Annotated in this window: 15 protein-coding genes and 1 tRNA gene; 8 read left to right on the top strand and 8 right to left on the bottom strand. The window is 70.8% G+C overall.

Annotated features, from left to right (window positions below; translation table 11 throughout):
* Positions 1-29: 29 nt before the first annotated feature.
* Entirely contained in the window at positions 30-890 is an 861-nt protein-coding gene (gene otsB / locus ACYVAG_RS05330; RefSeq protein ID WP_460767535.1) for a trehalose-phosphatase, read from the bottom strand.
* Between the two features lie 104 nt (positions 891-994).
* Here otsB and ACYVAG_RS05325 point away from each other — a divergent pair, with 104 nt between their 5' ends.
* Complete coding sequence (locus tag ACYVAG_RS05325; RefSeq protein ID WP_460767532.1) at positions 995-2,419, top strand: alpha,alpha-trehalose-phosphate synthase (UDP-forming); 1,425 nt, start codon at positions 995-997, stop codon at positions 2,417-2,419.
* A 19-nt stretch (positions 2,420-2,438) separates the two neighbouring features.
* Here the strand turns inward: ACYVAG_RS05325 and ACYVAG_RS05320 are convergent, their stop codons facing one another.
* From ACYVAG_RS05320 to ACYVAG_RS05310, 3 genes are all read right to left on the bottom strand, one after another.
* The gene (locus ACYVAG_RS05320) at positions 2,439-2,780 is read right to left on the bottom strand and encodes a bifunctional 3-phenylpropionate/cinnamic acid dioxygenase ferredoxin subunit (protein WP_460767529.1); all 342 of its coding nucleotides are present in this window, start codon (positions 2,778-2,780) and stop codon (positions 2,439-2,441) included.
* A gap of 87 nt (positions 2,781-2,867) precedes the next feature.
* Positions 2,868-2,943, bottom strand: a tRNA-Asn gene (locus ACYVAG_RS05315).
* 69 nt (positions 2,944-3,012) lie between these two features.
* Positions 3,013-3,534 (bottom strand): hypothetical protein, encoded by a 522-nt coding sequence (locus tag ACYVAG_RS05310; protein ID WP_460767526.1) that lies wholly within the window; start codon positions 3,532-3,534, stop codon positions 3,013-3,015.
* Between the two features lie 163 nt (positions 3,535-3,697).
* Here ACYVAG_RS05310 and ACYVAG_RS05305 point away from each other — a divergent pair, with 163 nt between their 5' ends.
* A complete protein-coding gene (locus tag ACYVAG_RS05305) occupies positions 3,698-4,558 on the top strand; it encodes a sigma-70 family RNA polymerase sigma factor (RefSeq protein WP_460767523.1) in 861 nt (286 codons plus the stop codon).
* A 28-nt stretch (positions 4,559-4,586) separates the two neighbouring features.
* On the opposite strand, the gene dnaG is transcribed toward ACYVAG_RS05305, so the two are convergent.
* Entirely contained in the window at positions 4,587-6,455 is a 1,869-nt protein-coding gene (dnaG, locus tag ACYVAG_RS05300; RefSeq protein WP_460767520.1) for a DNA primase, read from the bottom strand.
* A 69-nt stretch (positions 6,456-6,524) separates the two neighbouring features.
* Between dnaG and ACYVAG_RS05295 the strand changes: the two genes are divergently transcribed.
* Positions 6,525-7,286: an ABC transporter permease gene (locus tag ACYVAG_RS05295; protein ID WP_460767517.1), complete on the top strand. Its 762-nt coding sequence runs from the start codon at positions 6,525-6,527 to the stop codon at positions 7,284-7,286.
* A gap of 230 nt (positions 7,287-7,516) precedes the next feature.
* Here ACYVAG_RS05295 and ACYVAG_RS05290 read toward each other — a convergent pair whose 3' ends face one another.
* A complete protein-coding gene (locus tag ACYVAG_RS05290; RefSeq protein ID WP_460767514.1) occupies positions 7,517-9,706 on the bottom strand; it encodes an alpha-galactosidase in 2,190 nt (729 codons plus the stop codon).
* Complete coding sequence (locus tag ACYVAG_RS05285; protein ID WP_460768041.1) at positions 9,699-10,778, bottom strand: HD domain-containing protein; 1,080 nt, start codon at positions 10,776-10,778, stop codon at positions 9,699-9,701. The genes ACYVAG_RS05290 and ACYVAG_RS05285 overlap by 8 nt, the downstream gene beginning before the upstream one ends.
* A gap of 127 nt (positions 10,779-10,905) precedes the next feature.
* Here ACYVAG_RS05285 and ACYVAG_RS05280 point away from each other — a divergent pair, with 127 nt between their 5' ends.
* Complete coding sequence (locus ACYVAG_RS05280; RefSeq protein WP_460767511.1) at positions 10,906-11,451, top strand: hypothetical protein; 546 nt, start codon at positions 10,906-10,908, stop codon at positions 11,449-11,451.
* 7 nt (positions 11,452-11,458) lie between these two features.
* Here the strand turns inward: ACYVAG_RS05280 and dusB are convergent, their stop codons facing one another.
* Entirely contained in the window at positions 11,459-12,607 is a 1,149-nt protein-coding gene (gene dusB / locus ACYVAG_RS05275) for a tRNA dihydrouridine synthase DusB (RefSeq protein ID WP_460768039.1), read from the bottom strand.
* Positions 12,608-12,808: 201 nt separating this feature from the next.
* Here dusB and ACYVAG_RS05270 point away from each other — a divergent pair, with 201 nt between their 5' ends.
* From ACYVAG_RS05270 to ACYVAG_RS05255, 4 genes are all read left to right on the top strand, one after another.
* Positions 12,809-13,726, top strand: coding sequence for a carbohydrate ABC transporter permease (locus tag ACYVAG_RS05270; protein ID WP_460767509.1), 918 nt, complete (start codon positions 12,809-12,811; stop codon positions 13,724-13,726).
* 1 nt (position 13,727) lies between these two features.
* Entirely contained in the window at positions 13,728-14,579 is an 852-nt protein-coding gene (locus ACYVAG_RS05265) for a carbohydrate ABC transporter permease (protein ID WP_460767506.1), read from the top strand.
* A gap of 61 nt (positions 14,580-14,640) precedes the next feature.
* On the top strand, positions 14,641-15,945 hold the full coding sequence (locus tag ACYVAG_RS05260) for an ABC transporter substrate-binding protein (protein ID WP_460767504.1): 1,305 nt from the start codon (positions 14,641-14,643) through the stop codon (positions 15,943-15,945).
* A gap of 92 nt (positions 15,946-16,037) precedes the next feature.
* Positions 16,038-17,144, top strand: coding sequence for an ABC transporter ATP-binding protein (locus ACYVAG_RS05255; RefSeq protein ID WP_460767501.1), 1,107 nt, complete (start codon positions 16,038-16,040; stop codon positions 17,142-17,144).
* Positions 17,145-17,156: the final 12 nt, after the last annotated feature.

Raw genomic sequence — 17,156 nt, 5'->3', positions numbered from 1 at the left:
CGTGGCGCTCGCCGCGCGCACCGTGAGCCTCAGCGCAGCAGCGCCGCCAGCGCGCCCAGCCAGGCGGCCACGCCCTCGGGCCCCTCCACCTCGACGTCGGCCAGCGGGGCCAGCGCGTCCTGCTCGGGCGATGCGGAGCGGATGAGCACGCCCGGGACACCGCGCCCGCGCAGCCCGTCCACGGCCCGGAACGCCGGGAGGTCGCCCAGGTCGTCGCCCGCGTACGCCACCGCGCGCACCCCCCGCTCGGCGACCAGCGCCTCGAGCGCGTGACCCTTGTCGAGCCCCGCGGCCCTGACCTCGAGCACGTTGCGGCCGGGTTCCAGGTGGAGCCCCAGCCGCTGCGCCGCCGCGGTCACCGGGCCGACCACCGCGGCGTACGCGGCCGCGGGATCGGGCGCGCGGCGGGTGTGCACCGCCAGCGCGCGCCCCTTGTCCTCGATGTGGAGCCCCGCGTGGCCCGCCTCCGCGAGCAGGTCCGGCAGCTCGCGCCGCAGGGCGTCGATCTCGGGGGGCGCCTCGGGTTCGGAATAGCGGTCATCGGCGCCGTCCCAGCGCTCCACCCCGTATTGCCCCAGGACGATCAGGTGGCCCAGCCCCGGGGCGCGGTCCAGCCCGCCGAGCCGGACGGCCGTCCGCACGGGTCGGCCCGTGATGATCGCCAGCGTGCCGACCCGCTCCCCCAGCTCGCCGAGCACCGCGATGGTCGCGGGCAACGCGTACGCCTGCTCCGGGTCGTCGACGATCGGCGCGGTGACGCCGTCGAAGTCCAGCGCGATGAGGGCGTGGGCGGGATCGTCCACCAGCGCACGCACGCCGGCGACCCCGTCGGCGGTCGCGGCGAGGGCTGCGTACGGGTCGTGATCACGGCGGGAGTCAGGGGAACTCATGGCCAACAGCCTAGGGACCGACGCACGTACGCCGTCGCGCGCATCCCCATCACGGCAGGCATTTGTCGACCTTTAGACTGGCGCCGACCGGAAGGCGATTCCTGATGACCACGAAGAATTCCACATCCTCCACCCCGTCCCGCGCCGCGTTCGTCGTGGTGGCCAACCGGCTGCCCGTCGATCGCGTGGAGCTCCCCGACGGCACCGTCGACTGGCGCACCTCGCCCGGCGGTCTCGTGACCGCGCTCGAGCCGGTGATGCGGGCCAATGAGGGCGCGTGGGTCGGCTGGCACGGCGCCCCCGACGAGGAGTTGGAGCCCTTTGTCGACGACGGGCTGTCACTCATCCCCGTGCCGCTGTCGACCGAGGAGGTCCGCGACTACTACGAGGGCTTCTCCAACGGCACGCTGTGGCCGCTCTATCACGACGGCGTGGCGTTCCCGGAGTTCCACCGCGAATGGTGGGACGCCTACGTGACGGTCAACCGCCGCTTCGCCGAGCGCGCGGCCGAGGTCGCCGACGAGGGTGCGCTGGTGTGGGTGCAGGACTACCAGCTCCAGCTCGTCCCGCAGATGTTGCGGGAGCTGCGCCCCGACGTGCGCATCGGCTTCTTCCTCCACATCCCGTTCCCGCCGGTCGAGCTGTTCATCCAGCTGCCCTGGCGCCGCCAGGTCATCGAGGGCCTGCTGGGCGCCGACCTGATCGGTTTCCAGCTGCCCGGCGGGGCCCAGAACTTCGTACGCCTGGTCAAGCAGCGCCTGCGGCACGAGACCCGCGGCGACACCGTGAAGCTCCCTGACGGCCGACGGGCGGTCGCGCGGGCCTATCCGATCTCGATCGACGCGTCGGGTTTCGAGGAGCTCGCGAAGAAGCCCGAGGTGCAGGAGCGGGCAGCCCAGATCCGTCACGACCTGGGCGATCCGAAGCACATCTTCCTCGGGGTCGACCGCCTCGACTACACCAAGGGCATCAAGCAGCGGCTCCGCGCGTTCGGCGAGCTCGTCGGCGAGGGCCGACTGGACGCCGACGAGGCCGTGTTCCTCCAGGTGGCGACGCCGTCGCGCGAGCGGGTCGAGGAATACAAGAAGCTCCGCGACGAGATCGACCGCCTCGTCGGCCACATCAACGGCGATTCGGGCCGCATCGGGCGACCCCCGATCACCTATCTCCACTCCTCGTTCCCGCGCAACGAGATGGCGGCGATGTACACGGCGGCCGACGTCATGGTCGTCACGCCGCTGCGCGACGGCATGAACCTGGTGGCGAAGGAGTTCATCGCCTGCCGTTCCAACGACGACGGCGCCCTGGTGCTCAGCGAGTTCACGGGCGCGGCCCACGAACTCAAGCAGGCCTACATGATCAACCCGTACGACATCAACGACATGAAGGACACGATGATGGCGGCCGCCGAGGACACCCCGGCGAACCACCGCAAGCGCATGAAGGCGATGCGCCGTCAGGTCTTCGAGTTCGACATCGACCGCTGGGCGTCGCGGTTCCTCGACGACCTGCGCGGCACGGCCGACTGAGGCAGCCGGCCGCGCGGGTTCACCCCTGCGCGGCGGGCTCCCCCGGCGTCAGGAAGATCTCGTCGCCGCGCACCTCGACCCGGTGGGTCTTCACGCCCACCGTCGCGGGCAGGCAGAGGGCGTCACCGGTCTTGAGGCAGAAGCGGGCGGCGTGGAGGGGGCATTCGACCTCGGTGCCCTCGATCCACCCGTCGGCCAGCGAGGCGTCCTCGTGGGTGCAGGTGTCGTCGATCGCGAAGAAGGCGCCATCGCTGTGGACGACGGCGATGTCGTCGTCGGTCCCGGCCACCTCGGCTGAGATGACCATGGCCTCGCCGTCCTCGATGTCGCCGACCGCGGCAACCCTGATGGCCTCACCCATGCGTACTCCTTCGTTCTCCGATCGAGTGCAACCTGACCCCATGGAACACCGCAGGGCCGCAGGCGTGTGCCTGCGGCCCTGTGCGGATGGCTCCTCCAACTGGACTCGAACCAGTAACCCTTCGATTAACAGTCGAATGCTCTGCCAATTGAGCTATGGAGGACCGTGCCCCACCGAGGTGGCGCGAGCAGGAACACTACCAATCCCCGAGCGCCCGAGGCAAATCCGAAGGTCAGGCGTACTCGCCCCGCAGGGCCTCCAGGCGAGCCTGCAGGGCGGCCTCGACCTCGGGGGTGTCGGGGGTGCCGCGGCCACGTCGCGTGCGCCACTCGATGGCGTCCTCGGCCGACGTCAGGTCACGGCGGGCCGAGACCACACCGCCCTGCCGTGTGCCCTCGATCGGCACGTGTTCCTCCAGCACGATGGTCGCCTCCACGCGCTCCCGGAACACCTCGGGCAGGCGCCCTGGCTCGTCGAGGAAGACGCTGCCGCGCCGGCCGTCGACGAGCGTCCACTGGAGCGTGGACCCCTGGCCGTTGAAGCCGCCGCGCTCGATCGTGTGCCACGGGATGAGCACCCACTGCGGCGCCCCGTCGTTGTGGGCCAGCGCGTCGACGGTCAGGACGCACCAGCCCGACCCGGTCGGGGCCGCGGCGAGCACCTTCGACCGCGCCGGCAGGCCCGCGTCGGAGCGGGCTTGGCGCAGACCCTCCTCGACGTCGCGGTCCAGGCTGCGGCGGCGGAACAGGCTCATGGGGCCACCTTAGCCGCGGCGCCGGCCCTCTGGCTCACACGCGGTCGTCCTGGCCCCTCGGCCGGTGTGACGGGTGTGGACAGATCGGTGTTGTCCGAATGTTGACTCCACAGGACCTGCACGGCCGGTCCACGGAGACCGCATCCCGGGCAGAGTTGCGGACATGGACCTGACCCTCGACGAGCCCCTGCTGACCCCCGACGACGAGATCGACCTCGCCCGGCGCATCGAGGCCGGAGCGCTCGCCGAACACCTGTTGGCGACCGGCCGGACGCTGCGGGGCGCCACGCAGGGCGAGCTGGCCGGGATCGCCGCCGAGGGCCGGGCCGCCCGCGACCGGTTCGTCCGCGCCAATCTGCGGCTCGTCGCCCAGGTGGCGCGCGTGGAGGCTCGGCGCACCGGGCTCCCGGTCGACGAGCTGTTCCAGGAGGGGGCGCTCGGCGTCATCACCGCCGTCGACCGGTTCGACCACACGCGTGGCCTGCGGTTCTCCACCTTCGCGGTCGCCTGGATCAGGTCCCTCATCGGCAAGGCGGCACTCCGGCGCTGTGGCGACCTGCACCTGTCCACCCACCACGCCGACCTGCGCCGCTTGGCGCTGAGCGCCGCGCGTCGACTGGCCGTCGACCTCAGGCGCGAGCCCACCAGCACCGAGGTGGCCGCCGAGCTCGGGCGTCCTGTCGACCTGGTGGCCCCGCTGCTGGCGTTCCAGCGGCCCGCCAGCCTCTCGACCCCGGACGGCGGCTCGCTGGAGTGCCCCGATCCGGAGGCACAACAGTCGTTCGCCGACGTCGACCACGCGCTCGTCACGGCCCAGATCCCCCTCGATGCGCTGAACGACGAGGAACGGTCCGTCATCGGCCTTCGCTTCGGCCTCGACGGCCGCGAGCCCCGTGCGTACGCCGATGTCGCCGGCCAGCTCGGGCTGTCCACCTCCAGCGTGCGTCGCCGGGAACGTGCCGCGCTCGCGCGGCTTCGGTCGCGGATGGGACCGGGGTCGAGCCCGCTCGTCCGGGCGGCGTGAGGCGAGCCCCAGCGCGCGTGAACGAGTCTCAGTCGTTGACGCCGAGCGTCTGCGCCTGCAGGTCCTTGCGCGCCGCCTCGAGGCCGAGCAACTCCGAGAACATCTGGTTGTAGGCCTGCTGATGTTCGACCGGATTGGTGCGCTGCAGCCGCGACTTGAGGTCGGCGATGCGGCGCATGGTCGTCAGCAGCCGCAGCTTGCTGGCGTACGCGGCCGCGTACCGCTCGTCGGGCGCGTGCAACAGCTGCTCGACCGCCAGCGCCACGACCAGCTGGGCGACGGTCGGGCTCGTGGCGGCCTCGCGTACGCGCTGGCTCCACTCCCCCTCGCCGCCCGCCGCGCGGGCGGCCTCACAGGCGGCGAGGACCGCGGCGTACGCGGGGTGGGTGAAGTCGTCGGCGGTGACGCCGCACCAGTCGCCGGTGAACAGGTCGGGGCGCTGCACCAGCAGCTTGGTGGTGTCGCGCTCCACCTCGAGCCCACGCTGGCCCGGCTGGGGCCAGGGAACGTCTCCCTGGGCGCGGACCTCGGAGTCGGGCGTCCGCACCTCCACAATCTCGGTGGGCCGCGGCCCGCTCCCCCGCCGCGACGCGGCCGCGACCTCGCGCCGGACCTCGTCGAGGTCCATGCCGAGCATGCCGGCCAGCTCGCGCGCATAGCCGCCGACGAGCGAGGTGTCGCGGATCGAGCCGACCAGCGGGGCCGCGGCGCGCAGTGCAGCGAGGCGGCCGTCGGCCCGGTCGAGGTCATAGCGCTCGAGCACGTTCCCCATGACGAACCGATAGAGCGGCACGCGGCGGGCGACGAGCTCCCGCACCGCGGCCTCGCCGTGCTCCAGGCGCAGGTCGCAGGGGTCGAGGCCGGTCGGCTCGACCGCCACGTAGGTCTGGGCGATGAAGTTCTGGTCGCCGTCGAACACCTTCAGCGCGGCCTTCTGGCCCGCCGCGTCGCCGTCGAAGGTGAAGATGACCTCGCCGTTGAAGGCGTCACCGCCCATGAGGCGCTGGAGCAGGCGGGCGTGCTCGTCGCCGAACGCCGTGCCACAGCTCGCGACCGCGGTCTCGACGCCCGACAGGTGGGCCGCCATCACGTCGGTGTATCCCTCGACGACCACCGCCTGGGACTTCTTGCCGATCTGCTGGCGCGCCAGGTCGAGGCCATAGAGCACGTTCGACTTCTTGTAGACCGGCGTCTCGGGGGTGTTCATGTATTTCGCGGGCACGCGGTCGTCGTCGAAGATCCGTCGTCCGCCGAACCCGACGACCTGACGGCTCGAGTCACGGATGGGCCAGATCAGGCGACCGCGGAAGAAGTCATAACCGGCCTCGCGGATCAGCCCCGCCTTCACGAGGTCGGAATCCTTGAATCCCTTGCTGCGCAGGAGATTCAGCAGGGCCCGCCCGCCGCGCGGCGCGAACCCCACGCCGAAGTGTTCGGCGGCGGCGCGGTCGAACCCGCGGCCGTCGAGGAACTGCCGGGCCACCAGCGCGTCGGGAGTCGTCAGCTGGGAGGCGAAGAAGTCGGCGGTGAGCTGGTTGGCCTCGAGGATGCGCGTACGCAGCCCCGGCTCGACCCTCGGACCACCGTCGCCCTCCTCGTAGCGCAACACCACGCCGACGCGGTCGGCGAGGTTCTCGACGGCCTCGACGAACGACAGGTTGTCGTGCTTCTGGAGGAAGGAGATGACGTCGCCGCCCTCACCGCAGCCGAAGCAGTAGAAGAAGCCCTTCGACGGGGTGACCTGGAAGCTCGGAGTCTTCTCGTCGTGGAACGGGCAGAGCCCCTTCATCGACCCACCGCCGGCGTTCCGCAGCGCCACGACCGAGCCCACGACGTCCTCGATGCGTGCGCGGCCACGCACCTCGACGACGTCCTCGTCCCTGATCCGGCCTGCCACGGATGTGAGTGTACGCGGGTCCGGCCCCGGCTAGGGTGGGCGCGTGCCCCCGACCCACGCCACCTGCCCGTGAGCGTCACGACCCTCGACTGGCGGCTGGGTGTGGCCCTCGTCGCGCTGGTCGCGGCGGCGGTCGGGGCGTCGGTCGCGACCCGGCTCCGGCTCGAGCGCCAGGTGGTGGTGGCGGCGGTCCGCGCGGTCCTCCAGCTCGCCGCGGTCTCGTTCCTGGTGACCGCCGCGCTCACTCATCTCGCCTGGGCGGCGGCATTCGCTCTGCTGATGTTCGCCATCGCCGTGCGCACGTCCGCCGTGCGGTGTGGCGTAGGCGGGTGCTGGCCCTGGGTCGCGCTGGCGATGGCGGCGGGCATCGTGCCGGTGCTGGTCATCGTGTTCGCGTCAGGTGCGTCGCCGTTGAACGGCGCCGCCCTGGTGCCGATCGCCGGCATCATCATCGGCAACACCATGACCGGCCACACCCTGGTGGCGCGCCGCGAGTTCGACGCGCTGCGCGACCACCACGGGGAGTACGAGGCGGGGCTCGCCATCGGCCTGACCCGCGCCGAGTCGATCGGCGAGGTCACCGAGCGCGTGCGCGCGGAGGCGCTGATCCCGACGCTCGACTCCACGCGCACCGTCGGGCTGGTCACGCTGCCAGGCGCCTTCGTGGGGGTGTTGCTCGGCGGGGGCAGCCCGATGCAGGCGGGCGCGGCCCAACTGCTGGTGCTGTTCGGCATCGTGGCGACCCAGTTCTGCTGCGTCGCCGTGGCCCACCGGCTCATCGGCGCGGCGCGCGTACTCCCGGAGGACCTGCGGGAGAAGCTGCGGGTCTGAGCCGCGTCGGCTCAGCCACGTTCACGTTGGCTGAGCGACCCACCACGTTGGCTGAGCGAGCGCAACCCACCACGTTGGCTGAGCGAGCGCCAGCGAGTCGAAGCCACCTTCGACTCAGCCGCAAGCGGCCTCGCTCAGGAACGTTGGCTGAGCGAGCGCCACCCACCACGTTGGCTGAGCGAGCGCCACCCACCACGTTGGCTGAGCGAGCGCCAGCGAGTCGAAGCCCCTCACCCCTCGACGGCCTCCACCTCCCACAGCACCGCCGTGTCCGGCTGGAATCCCGGCGCCTGCACGCCGACGGTCTCCAGCAGCCTCCCGGTCAGCACCAGTTCCTCGTCCCACCACGGCGGCGTCGCCCGCACGTGCATCGGGGTCGACGCCAGCGCGACCCGGCGTACGCGGTAGCGCCGCTCGGGGTCAAGCCCCGGCAATGTGACGGGGCCGGGACGCCCGGCGTCGATGCGTTCGGTCAGTGCGCACGAGAAGACGGCGCGCGACCGGTCCGCCGCCACCACCCCGTGCACCACGACGCCGCGCTGGGCGTCGACGCGCCGGATCGTGTCGCTGTGGAACAGCGCGCGGTGGTCCTTGTGCCACGCGATCCAGGCAGCGAGCCGGTCGAGCTCGTCGTCGTCACAGGCAGTGAGGTCCCACTCGACGCCCAGGTGGCCGAAGATCGCCGTCTGGCAGCGGAAGTCGAGGGTGCTCGTGCGGTGGGTGACGTGGCTGGGGGATGACGGGACGTGGCACCCCATCAGCTCCCACGGCAGCAGCTGGGTCGTCCAGCGGTGGATCTGCTGGCGTTCGTGGGGGTCGATGTTGTCGCTCACCCAGATGCGGTCGCAGAGCTCCATGGCCCCGAGGTCGACGCGTCCGCCGCCCGAGGCACACGACTCGATCTCGAGCCCCGGTCTGCGCTCCTTGAGCTCGGCCATCAGGCGATAGGCCGCCAGCGTCTGGGCGTGGACGCCGGGTTCGCCGCCCGGCGCGGTGCCGGCGTCGACCAGGTCGCGGTTGTGGTCCCACTTCAGGTAGGCGATCGGGTGGGCCTCGAGCAGCGCCACGAGCTGGTCGCGCACGTGGACATAGCAGTCCTCGACCGCCAGGTTGAGGACCTGTTGGAACCGGTGGTCGACCGGCAGCCGCCCACCGGTCTGCATGACCCATTCGGGATGGGCACGCGCGACGTCGGAGTCGAGGTTGACCATCTCGGGCTCGATCCACAGCCCGAACTCCAGGCCGAGCCCGGTGACGTGGTCGATGAGCGGCCCGAGACCGTCGGGCCAGACCTCGGGCGACACGACCCAGTCGCCAAGCCCGGCCTCGTCGTGGCGCCGGGCGCCGAACCAGCCGTCGTCGAGCACGAACCGCTCCACCCCCACGCGTGCGGCGGCGTCGGCCAGGGCCGACAGGCGCTCGAGCGAGTGGTCGAAATAGACCGCCTCCCAGACGTTCAGGGTCACCGGCCGCGGACGCCGCGGGTGGTGGTCACGGCTCCGCAGCCAGCGGTGGAATCGCCCCGCCACGGCGTCCAGACCGTGGCCCCAGGACGCGAACAGCCACGGGGTGGCGTACGCCTCCCCCGGCGCGAGTCGCACCTCGCCCGGCAGCAGCACCTCACCCCCGCCGATGACCTGCTGGCCGGTCCACACGCGCTCGGCGTAGTGGCGGTGGTTGCCGGACCACCCGACGTGGACCGCCCACACCTCCCCGTGGGCGAAGTCGAACCCGGGCACGCCGAGGTGGAGCACCGTCGCGGCATCGGCGCCGGTGCGGCCGCGGCGGCCCTCGCGCACCCAGCGCCCATCGGTCATCGCGTGGCGCTGCGGCACGCGCTCGTGGGTGCCGGCCCCGGCGAGGTCGAGCACCTCACCGGGCCGGCGCGGGACGGGCAGGGCCAGATTGAGGTCGCCCAGCGCGTACGCCTCGCGCCCGCGGTTCGTCACCGTCGCCCGCAGGCGCACGAGACCGGAGGCGTCCAGACCCAGCGCGATCACGAGCCCGAGCCCGAGGACGTCGTCATCGGCCACGATCTCGACGTCACCGCCGTCGGGCAGGTCGACCAGCGCGTCATCGACGACGTCGCCGCCCACGCGTACGCGGCCGTTGCGGAACCGCGGCGACCAGTCCCGTCCCTCGCGGCTTCCGGACAGGCCGGGCAGGCCGGGCCAGGCGTACGCGGCCTCCGGCACGAGCGCGAGGCGGATGGGTGCGTCCGGGCCGTTCTGGACCAGCGGCTCGTCGAGGCCGCGGGCCATCGCCTCAATCGTGGCAAGGTCCAGCGCGCCCAGGCCGGCGCCCCAGTGGAGCACGGCGGGGGCCGCCCCGTCGCGGAGGTCGACGACGACCGACACCCCGCCGCCGCGGAGGTGGACGAAGCGGGTGGGCGTGGGCCCCGACCCCATGGGCTCAGCCACGGCGATCGATGCCCTGCGGAAGCTCGGACTCGGGCCAGTTCAGCACGCGGACGGCGGTGTCGAACGCGTAGCGGTCGGTCATGCCGCCGATCCAGGTCACGGCCGCCCGGACCGCCGCGTCGCTGCCGGGGTCGGCCTCGATGAGGTCGGGCAGTTCGCGCGGGCGCGCCGCGTAGTGCTCCACCAGCGCCTGCAGGATCTTGACGACGGCGTGGGCCTGACCCACGGACTCGGGTCGGGTGTAGATGTTCTCGTAGTTGAACGCCCGCAGCCCGGCCAGGGCCGCGGCGACGTCGGGCGCCATGCAGACCTGTCCGTGGTCGCGCGCGCCGGCGATCACCGCGTGGACGAAGGTGCGCAACTGGTCCCTCCGCGTGCGGCCGCAGATCTCCGCGATGTCCGCGGGCAGCGCCGACTCCGCGACGATGCCGGCATGGATCGCGTCCTCGAGGTCGTGGGCGCAGTAGGCGATGCGGTCGGCCCACGAGACGATCTCGCCCTCGACCGTCGTCGGGGCCGGGCGCGACCACGAGTGGTTGCGGATGCCGTCGAGCGTCTCGGCGCACAGGTTCAGCGGGGTGAGCACCACGTCGGCACCCCACGGGCCGTGGTCGTAGCCGCCCGGGATGAACGCATCGAACGCGTCCTCCGACGCGTGACCTCCCGGGCCGTGGCCGCAGTCGTGGCCGAGCGCGATGGCGTCGGTCAGGGCGACGTTGGCCCCGACGCCGCGCGCGATGGACGTCGCGACCTGGGCGACCTCGAGGGCGTGCGTCAGCCGCGTGCGCTCGTGGTCGCTGGGGTGCACCACCACCTGGGTCTTGCCGGCGAGGCGACGGAACGCTGTCGAGTGGACGATGCGGTCGCGGTCGCGCTCGAAGCACGTGCGCTCGGGGTCGGGCTCCTCCTCGACGGCGCGATTGCCGGCGCCCCGCGCCAGCGTGGAGCCGGGAGTGAGCAGCGCGGCCTCGCGCTCCTCGCGCTCTTCACGGCCCAGCACGCGCGCGAGCCGCAGGCCCGCCGCGGAGTCGCGGTGGGCGCGGACGGCCGCGTCGTCGCCGTGGCCAGCCATGGTGGCCGCCCACTGCTGGGCGCGTGGAAGGGGTTGGTTGGGGGGCGTTGATCGCGTCATGGAACCTCCTGCGCTGCCTACACTAGGGGTACCCTCCGACACGGAGGATCCTGAGACGAGGAGTCCCGTGAGCACCTACGGCCAGCAGCCCCCCACCGAGCCCTCCGGCGCTTGGAGTGGCGGCCCCCAGCAACCCGGCGGCTCCTATTACGGCACCCAGGGGTCGGCGCCCGAGCCCGCGTACGGTGCGCCCGGACCCTACGGCCAGGGCTCCGGCTACCCGCCCGGCCCCGGCTACCCGCAGGGTGGCGCCTACCCCGGTCAGTACGCTCAGCCGCAGCCCAAGTCGAAGAAACTGGGCCTCGCGGCCCTGGCCGTCCTGTCGGTGGCCGTGCTGATCGGCACCGTGTGGTCGGTGCTGAAGGCGAACAAATTCTACAGTTTCCAGCAGGCGAACCCGAACGCGACCAGCTACCCACCCGACGTCACGGCCTATCTGGTCGGCGCCGGAGCACTGTGGGTGGTCGGCCTGGTCTGCTTCATCCTCGGCATCATCGCGGCGATCAGTGGACGCGGTCGCCTCGCCGGCATCCTGGCCGTCGTCCTGAGCCTGATCGCCCCGTTCCTCACGATGGGCCTCGGGATGGGGATCGGCTCGGCGCTCGGCTATTGAGCGCCGCCTAGCCGCCCGACGCGTCGCTCTCGGCCGCGGCCAGGTCCATGTCGATGCCGCACGTGTCGTCCAGCCATCCCTCCGGCATGACGATGCGGTGGCGCGGCGTCCCCTGCCGTCCGCGGGGGCGCCCGAGCTCCCGCACCGGATAGGGCGCGTCCGCGTCCAACTGCTCGAGCCAGTCGTCGAGCTCGGCGAGGCTCGACACCATGGCCAGCCTGCGCCGCACGTCGCCGCCGACGGGGAAGCCCTTGAAATACCAGGCCATGTGCTTGCGCAGGTCGGTGAGCCCGCGCTGCTCCCCCATCACGGCGGCCAGCAGCTCGCCGTGGCGACGAACGACACCGGTGACCTCGCCGAGGCTCGGCAGCGCCCGAGAATCCTTGCCTGCGAAGCGATCCGCGAGGTCGCGGAAGAGCCACGGACGGCCGAGGCAGCCCCGCCCGATCACCACGCCCGCGACGCCCGTCTGCTCCACCATGCGGATGGCGTCGTCCGCCTCCCAGATGTCGCCGTTGCCGAGCACGGGGATGTCGACGGCCTCGACCAGTTCGGCGATCGAGTCCCAGTCGGCGTGGCCGGAGTACGCCTGCTCGACCGTGCGCCCGTGCAGCGCGATCGCTGCGCAGCCTGATTCCTGGGCGATGCGTCCCGCGTCGAGGAAGGTCAGGTGGTCGCCGTCGATGCCCTTGCGGGTCTTCATGGTGACCGGCACGCCATAGCGGTCGCCCGCCGCGACGGTCGCCTCGAGGATGGCGCGCAGGCGGTCGCGCTTCCAGGGCAGTACGCCGCCGCCGCCCTTGCGCGTCACCTTCGGCACCGGGCAGCCGAAGTTCAGGTCGACGTGGGCGACGCCGAACTCGTTGCACAGGATCTCGGTCGCGTCGGCCATCGTCTTCGGGTCGACGCCATAGAGCTGGACGCTGCGTACGGTCTCGCCCGGGTCGAACGCCAACATCGCCAGCGATTTCGCGTCGCGCTCGACCAGGCCGCGCGACGTGATCATCTCGCACACATAGAGGCCGGCGCCCTGTTCCCGGCACAGCTGCCGGTACGCCGCGTTGGTCACCCCGGCCATGGGGGCGAGGACGACAGGGGTGTCGACCACGACGGCGTCGGCGCGTCCGGGTGCGGACAGCCCGAGGCGCGACGGCAGCGCGCGGCGGCTGGTCAGGGTCGTGGTCACCGCAGGATTCTACGTGAGAGCTCGTCGTGCCCGAAAAGCCTTGCCCGAGAAACGGTTGCGGGGTCAGTCCGCGGCGCCTCCGGCCCGTCGTCACGGGAACTTGGACATCTGTTCACCTTTGCGTCACCCGCTGTCCACTGACCGTTGTGTCAGAGCCACGACGATCGGGCCGTGAACACCCGAGCCCCCTCGACAGGGGCGCGCCCCCGGCGCACCCAGCGCCACGACGCCCGTGAGATCGCCCTCGCCGCGCTCCTGCTGCTGCCGAACCTCGTTCTGCTGGGCCTGTTCACCTATCGTCCGCTGCTCGACAACATCAGGCTCTCGTTCTTCGACTGGAACATCTCGTCGCCGTACGCGACCTTCATCGGCCTCGAGAACTATGCCGAATGGGCGTCGCGCCCCGACACCTGGCAGATCGTGGGCAACACCGCGATCTTCACCCTGGCGACGGTTGCGGGGTCGATGGCCCTGGGCCTGGCCCTCGCGCTGTTGCTCGACCAGAAGCTGTTCGGCCGATCGGCCGTGCGCTCGTTGGTGTTCGCGCCGTTCGTGATCTCCGGCGCCGCGATCGGCGTAGCCTTCCAGTTCGTGTTCGACCCGTCGTTCGGACTGGTGCAGGACCTCCTCGACCGCCTCGGCCAGAAGGCTCCCGATTTCTACCAGAACAGCGGTTGGGCCCTGTTCATGGTGACGGCCACCTACATCTGGAAGAACGTGGGCTATGTCTTCGTGATCTACCTTGCGGCCCTCCAGGGGCGGCGGGCCGAGCTCGACGAGGCCGCAGAGATCGACGGAACCTCTGCCTGGCGGCGGTTCTGGCGCGTCACGCTGCCCCAGCTCAAGCCGACGACCTTCTTCCTGTCGGTCACCGTCCTGCTCAGCTCGGTGCAGGTCTTCGACATCATCAACGTGATGACGCGCGGCGGGCCCTACGGCACCGGCACCACGACGATGGTCTTCCAGGTCTATGAGGAGACGTTCGTCAACGCCCGCGCCGGCTATGGCGCGACGGTCGCGACGATCATGTTCTTGGTGCTGCTCGCCATCACGCTCGTGCAGGTCCGCCTGCAGGACAAGGAATCCTGACATGGCCCGCCCTTCCCCCAGCCCGAACGACCGCGGCCCCGTCGGCAAGGCGCTCGGCTACCTCGGCATGCTCGCGACGATCGCGATGGTCGCCGTGCCGCTGTTCTTCATCCTCATCACGTCGCTCAAGCGGCGCGAGGAGATCTACACCCACCCGGTGACGTGGTGGCCGAGCCCGATCACGTGGGAGAACTACGCGACGGTGTTCACCGAGGTTCCGTTCACCAGCTATCTCGTGAACTCGCTCATCATCACCGGCATCCTCACCATCGCGAAGGTGACGCTCGGCGTGATGTCGGCGTACGCCCTGTCGTTCCTGCGCTTCCCGGGCCGCACGCTGCTGTTCGTGGTGATCATCTCCGCGCTGATGGTGCCGAACCAGATCACGGTGATCTCGAACTACGCCCTGGTGTCCCAGCTCGGCTGGCGCAACACCTTCCTCGGCATCATCGTGCCGCTGGCCGGCGTCGCCTTCGGCACCTTCCTGCTCCGCAACCATTTCCTGTCGCTTCCCCAGGAGGTCATCGAGGCGGCGCGCATGGACGGCGCGGGCCCGATGAAGATGCTGTTCCGCGTCGTGCTGCCGATGTCGTGGCCCACCCTCATCGCGTTCACGCTCATCACGCTGGTCAACGAGTGGAACGAATACCTGTGGCCCTTCCTCATGGCCAACGACGAGCAGGTCGCCCCGCTGCCCGTGGGCCTGACGCTGCTCAAGGACAACGAGGGCCTCACCAACTGGGGCCCCGTGATGGCGGGCACCGTGCTCACCATGCTGCCGATCCTCGTGGTGTTCCTGCTGCTGCAGAAGCACATGATCAAGGGCCTCACCTCGGGCGCCGTCAAGGGCTGACGCCGCCCCCTCCTCCCCCGTCCGCCTCCCGACATCTCAACCACACAACAGGAGCACGACCATGAAGCTGGACCGCCGCAACTTCCTCACCATCGCCGGTGGCGCCCTCGCCGCCACCACCGTCACCGCGTGCGCCGGCACCGGCGGCGCCCCCGCAGCCCCTGCGCGCAAGGGCGAGGAGGGTGTCATCAAGTTCTGGTCGAACCACCCCGGCAAGTCGAAGGAGCTCGAGCAGAAGATCATCGACGCCTTCGTCGCCGCCAACCCCGGCACGAAGGTCGAGCTCATCGACGGCGGCGCCTCCTATGAGGAGCTGGCCCAGAAGTTCAACGCCGCGCTGACCGGCGGCGACCTGCCCGACGTCATCGTCGCCTCCGACGTCACGTGGTTCAACTTCGCGCTGAACAAGGCGATCACGCCGCTCGACGACCTGTGGAAGACCGTCGGCGTGAAGTCCGACGACTATGTCGACACCCTGCGCGACGACTACCTGTTCAACGGCAAGCACTACGCGATGCCCTACTCCCGCTCGACCTGCCTGATGTATTACAACAAGGACATGTGGGCCAAGGCCGGCCTCGGCGAGAACGGCCCCAAGACGTGGGCCGAGTTCGACCAGTTCGCCGCCAGGATCGCCGCGGCCAACCCGAACGTCGCCCCGCTCGGCATCCCGAGCGGCACCAACTACCTGGACTGGTATTTCCAGGGCATGATCTGGACCTTCGGCGGCAAGTATTCGGACAAGTGGGACATGAAGTTCACCTCGCCCGAGTCGCTCGAGGCCGGCAAGTTCCTGCAGTCGATGGTCAAGGCCAACAAGATCAAGATCTCCAAGGATCCGGTCAACGAGTTCGCGACCGGCATGAACGCCGCGCTGCTGGAGTCGACGGGCTCGCTCGGCGGCCTCAAGAAGACCGCCAAGGTCAACTTCGGCACGGCTTTCCTGCCCGGCCCGAAGCCCGGTTGCCCCACGGGCGGCGCCGGCCTGGCCATCCCCCAGAACATCTCCGACGAGCGCAAGAAGCTCGCACTGAAGTTCGTCGAGTTCATGACCAACCCCCAGAACACCGCGACCTTCACCCAGGCCACGGGCTACATGCCGGTCCGCAAGTCGGCCATGGAGGACGCGTCGCAGAAGAAATACCTCGAGTCGGAGCCCCGCGCGATGACCGCGATCAAGCAGCTCAGCGAGAACACCGCCCCGCAGGACTATGCGCGCGTTTTCGTCCAGGGCGGCGGCAAGCGCATCGGCGAGGGCCTCGACAAGATCACCACCGGCGGCGCCGACGTCCAGCAGGTCTTCGCCGCGCTCGCCGAGGAGACCAAGAAGATCGTCGACCGCGACATCAAGCCGAAGCTCGGCTGAGTCCGCCCACACCCCGCATACGCCGGCCCCCGCCCTCCCAGGACGGTGGGGTCGGCGTACGCACCCCTGAAACGCAAGCCACAAAGGAAACCATGGCCACCGTGACCTTCGACGGAGCAACCCGTCGCTTCGACCCCACCGCCGCCCCCGCCGTCGATGCCCTCGACCTGGAGATCGCCGACGGCGAGTTCCTGGTGTTGGTCGGCCCCTCGGGTTGCGGCAAGTCGACGAGCCTGCGCATGCTGGCGGGCCTCGAGCCGACCGACGACGGCCACATCCGCATCGACGCGCGCGACGTCACCGGCGTACGCCCCCGCGACCGCGACGTCGCGATGGTCTTCCAGAGCTATGCGCTCTATCCGAACATGACCGCGCGCCAGAACATGGCGTTCGCGCTGCAGAACCAGAAGATGGGCTCGTCGGAGATCGCGACGCGCGTCGCCGAGGCCTCGAAGATCCTCCAACTCGACGACCTCCTGGATCGCAAGCCCGCCAAGATGTCCGGCGGACAGCGCCAGCGCGTCGCGATGGGCCGCGCCATCGTGCGCCAGCCCAAGGTGTTCTGCATGGACGAGCCGCTGTCGAACCTCGACGCGAAGCTCCGGGTCTCGACGCGGTCCGAGATCGCTGCCCTGCAACGCCGTCTCGGCACCACGACCGTCTATGTCACCCATGACCAGACCGAGGCCATGACGATGGGCGACCGCGTCGCCGTGCTGCTCGACGGACGCCTGCAGCAGGTCGCCTCCCCCGAGGAGCTCTATGAGCGCCCCGCCAACACGTTCGTCGCCGGCTTCATCGGCTCGCCGTCGATCACGCTGATCGACAACATCCCTGTGCACGAAGGGTTCGCGAGCTTCGGCTCACGCGGCCACGCGCTCGCCCTCCCGGCGCGCTACGACCGCGAGGTCGTCACGGTAGGCGTGCGCCCCGAGTCATGGGAGCTGACGTCGGCCGACGACCCCGAGGCGCTCGACATGGCGGTCGAGCTCGTCGAGGCGTTGGGGTCGGAGTTCTTCGTGTATGCCACCCCGATCGATCCCCAGGACGGGGCCGTCGTCCGCCGCGACCGCATCACCGTGCGGCTCGACAAGCGTGCCCGCCCGAAGATCGGCGACGTCCTGCACGCGAAGCCGGTCCACCAGGAGGCGTACTTCTTCGACGCGGAGACGGGCGCGAACCTGGCGCTGAATCGCTGAGAGCCAAATCGC

The sequence above is a fragment of the Mariniluteicoccus flavus genome (assembly GCF_054776655.1).
This window is presented reverse-complemented; position numbering and strand designations above follow the sequence as displayed.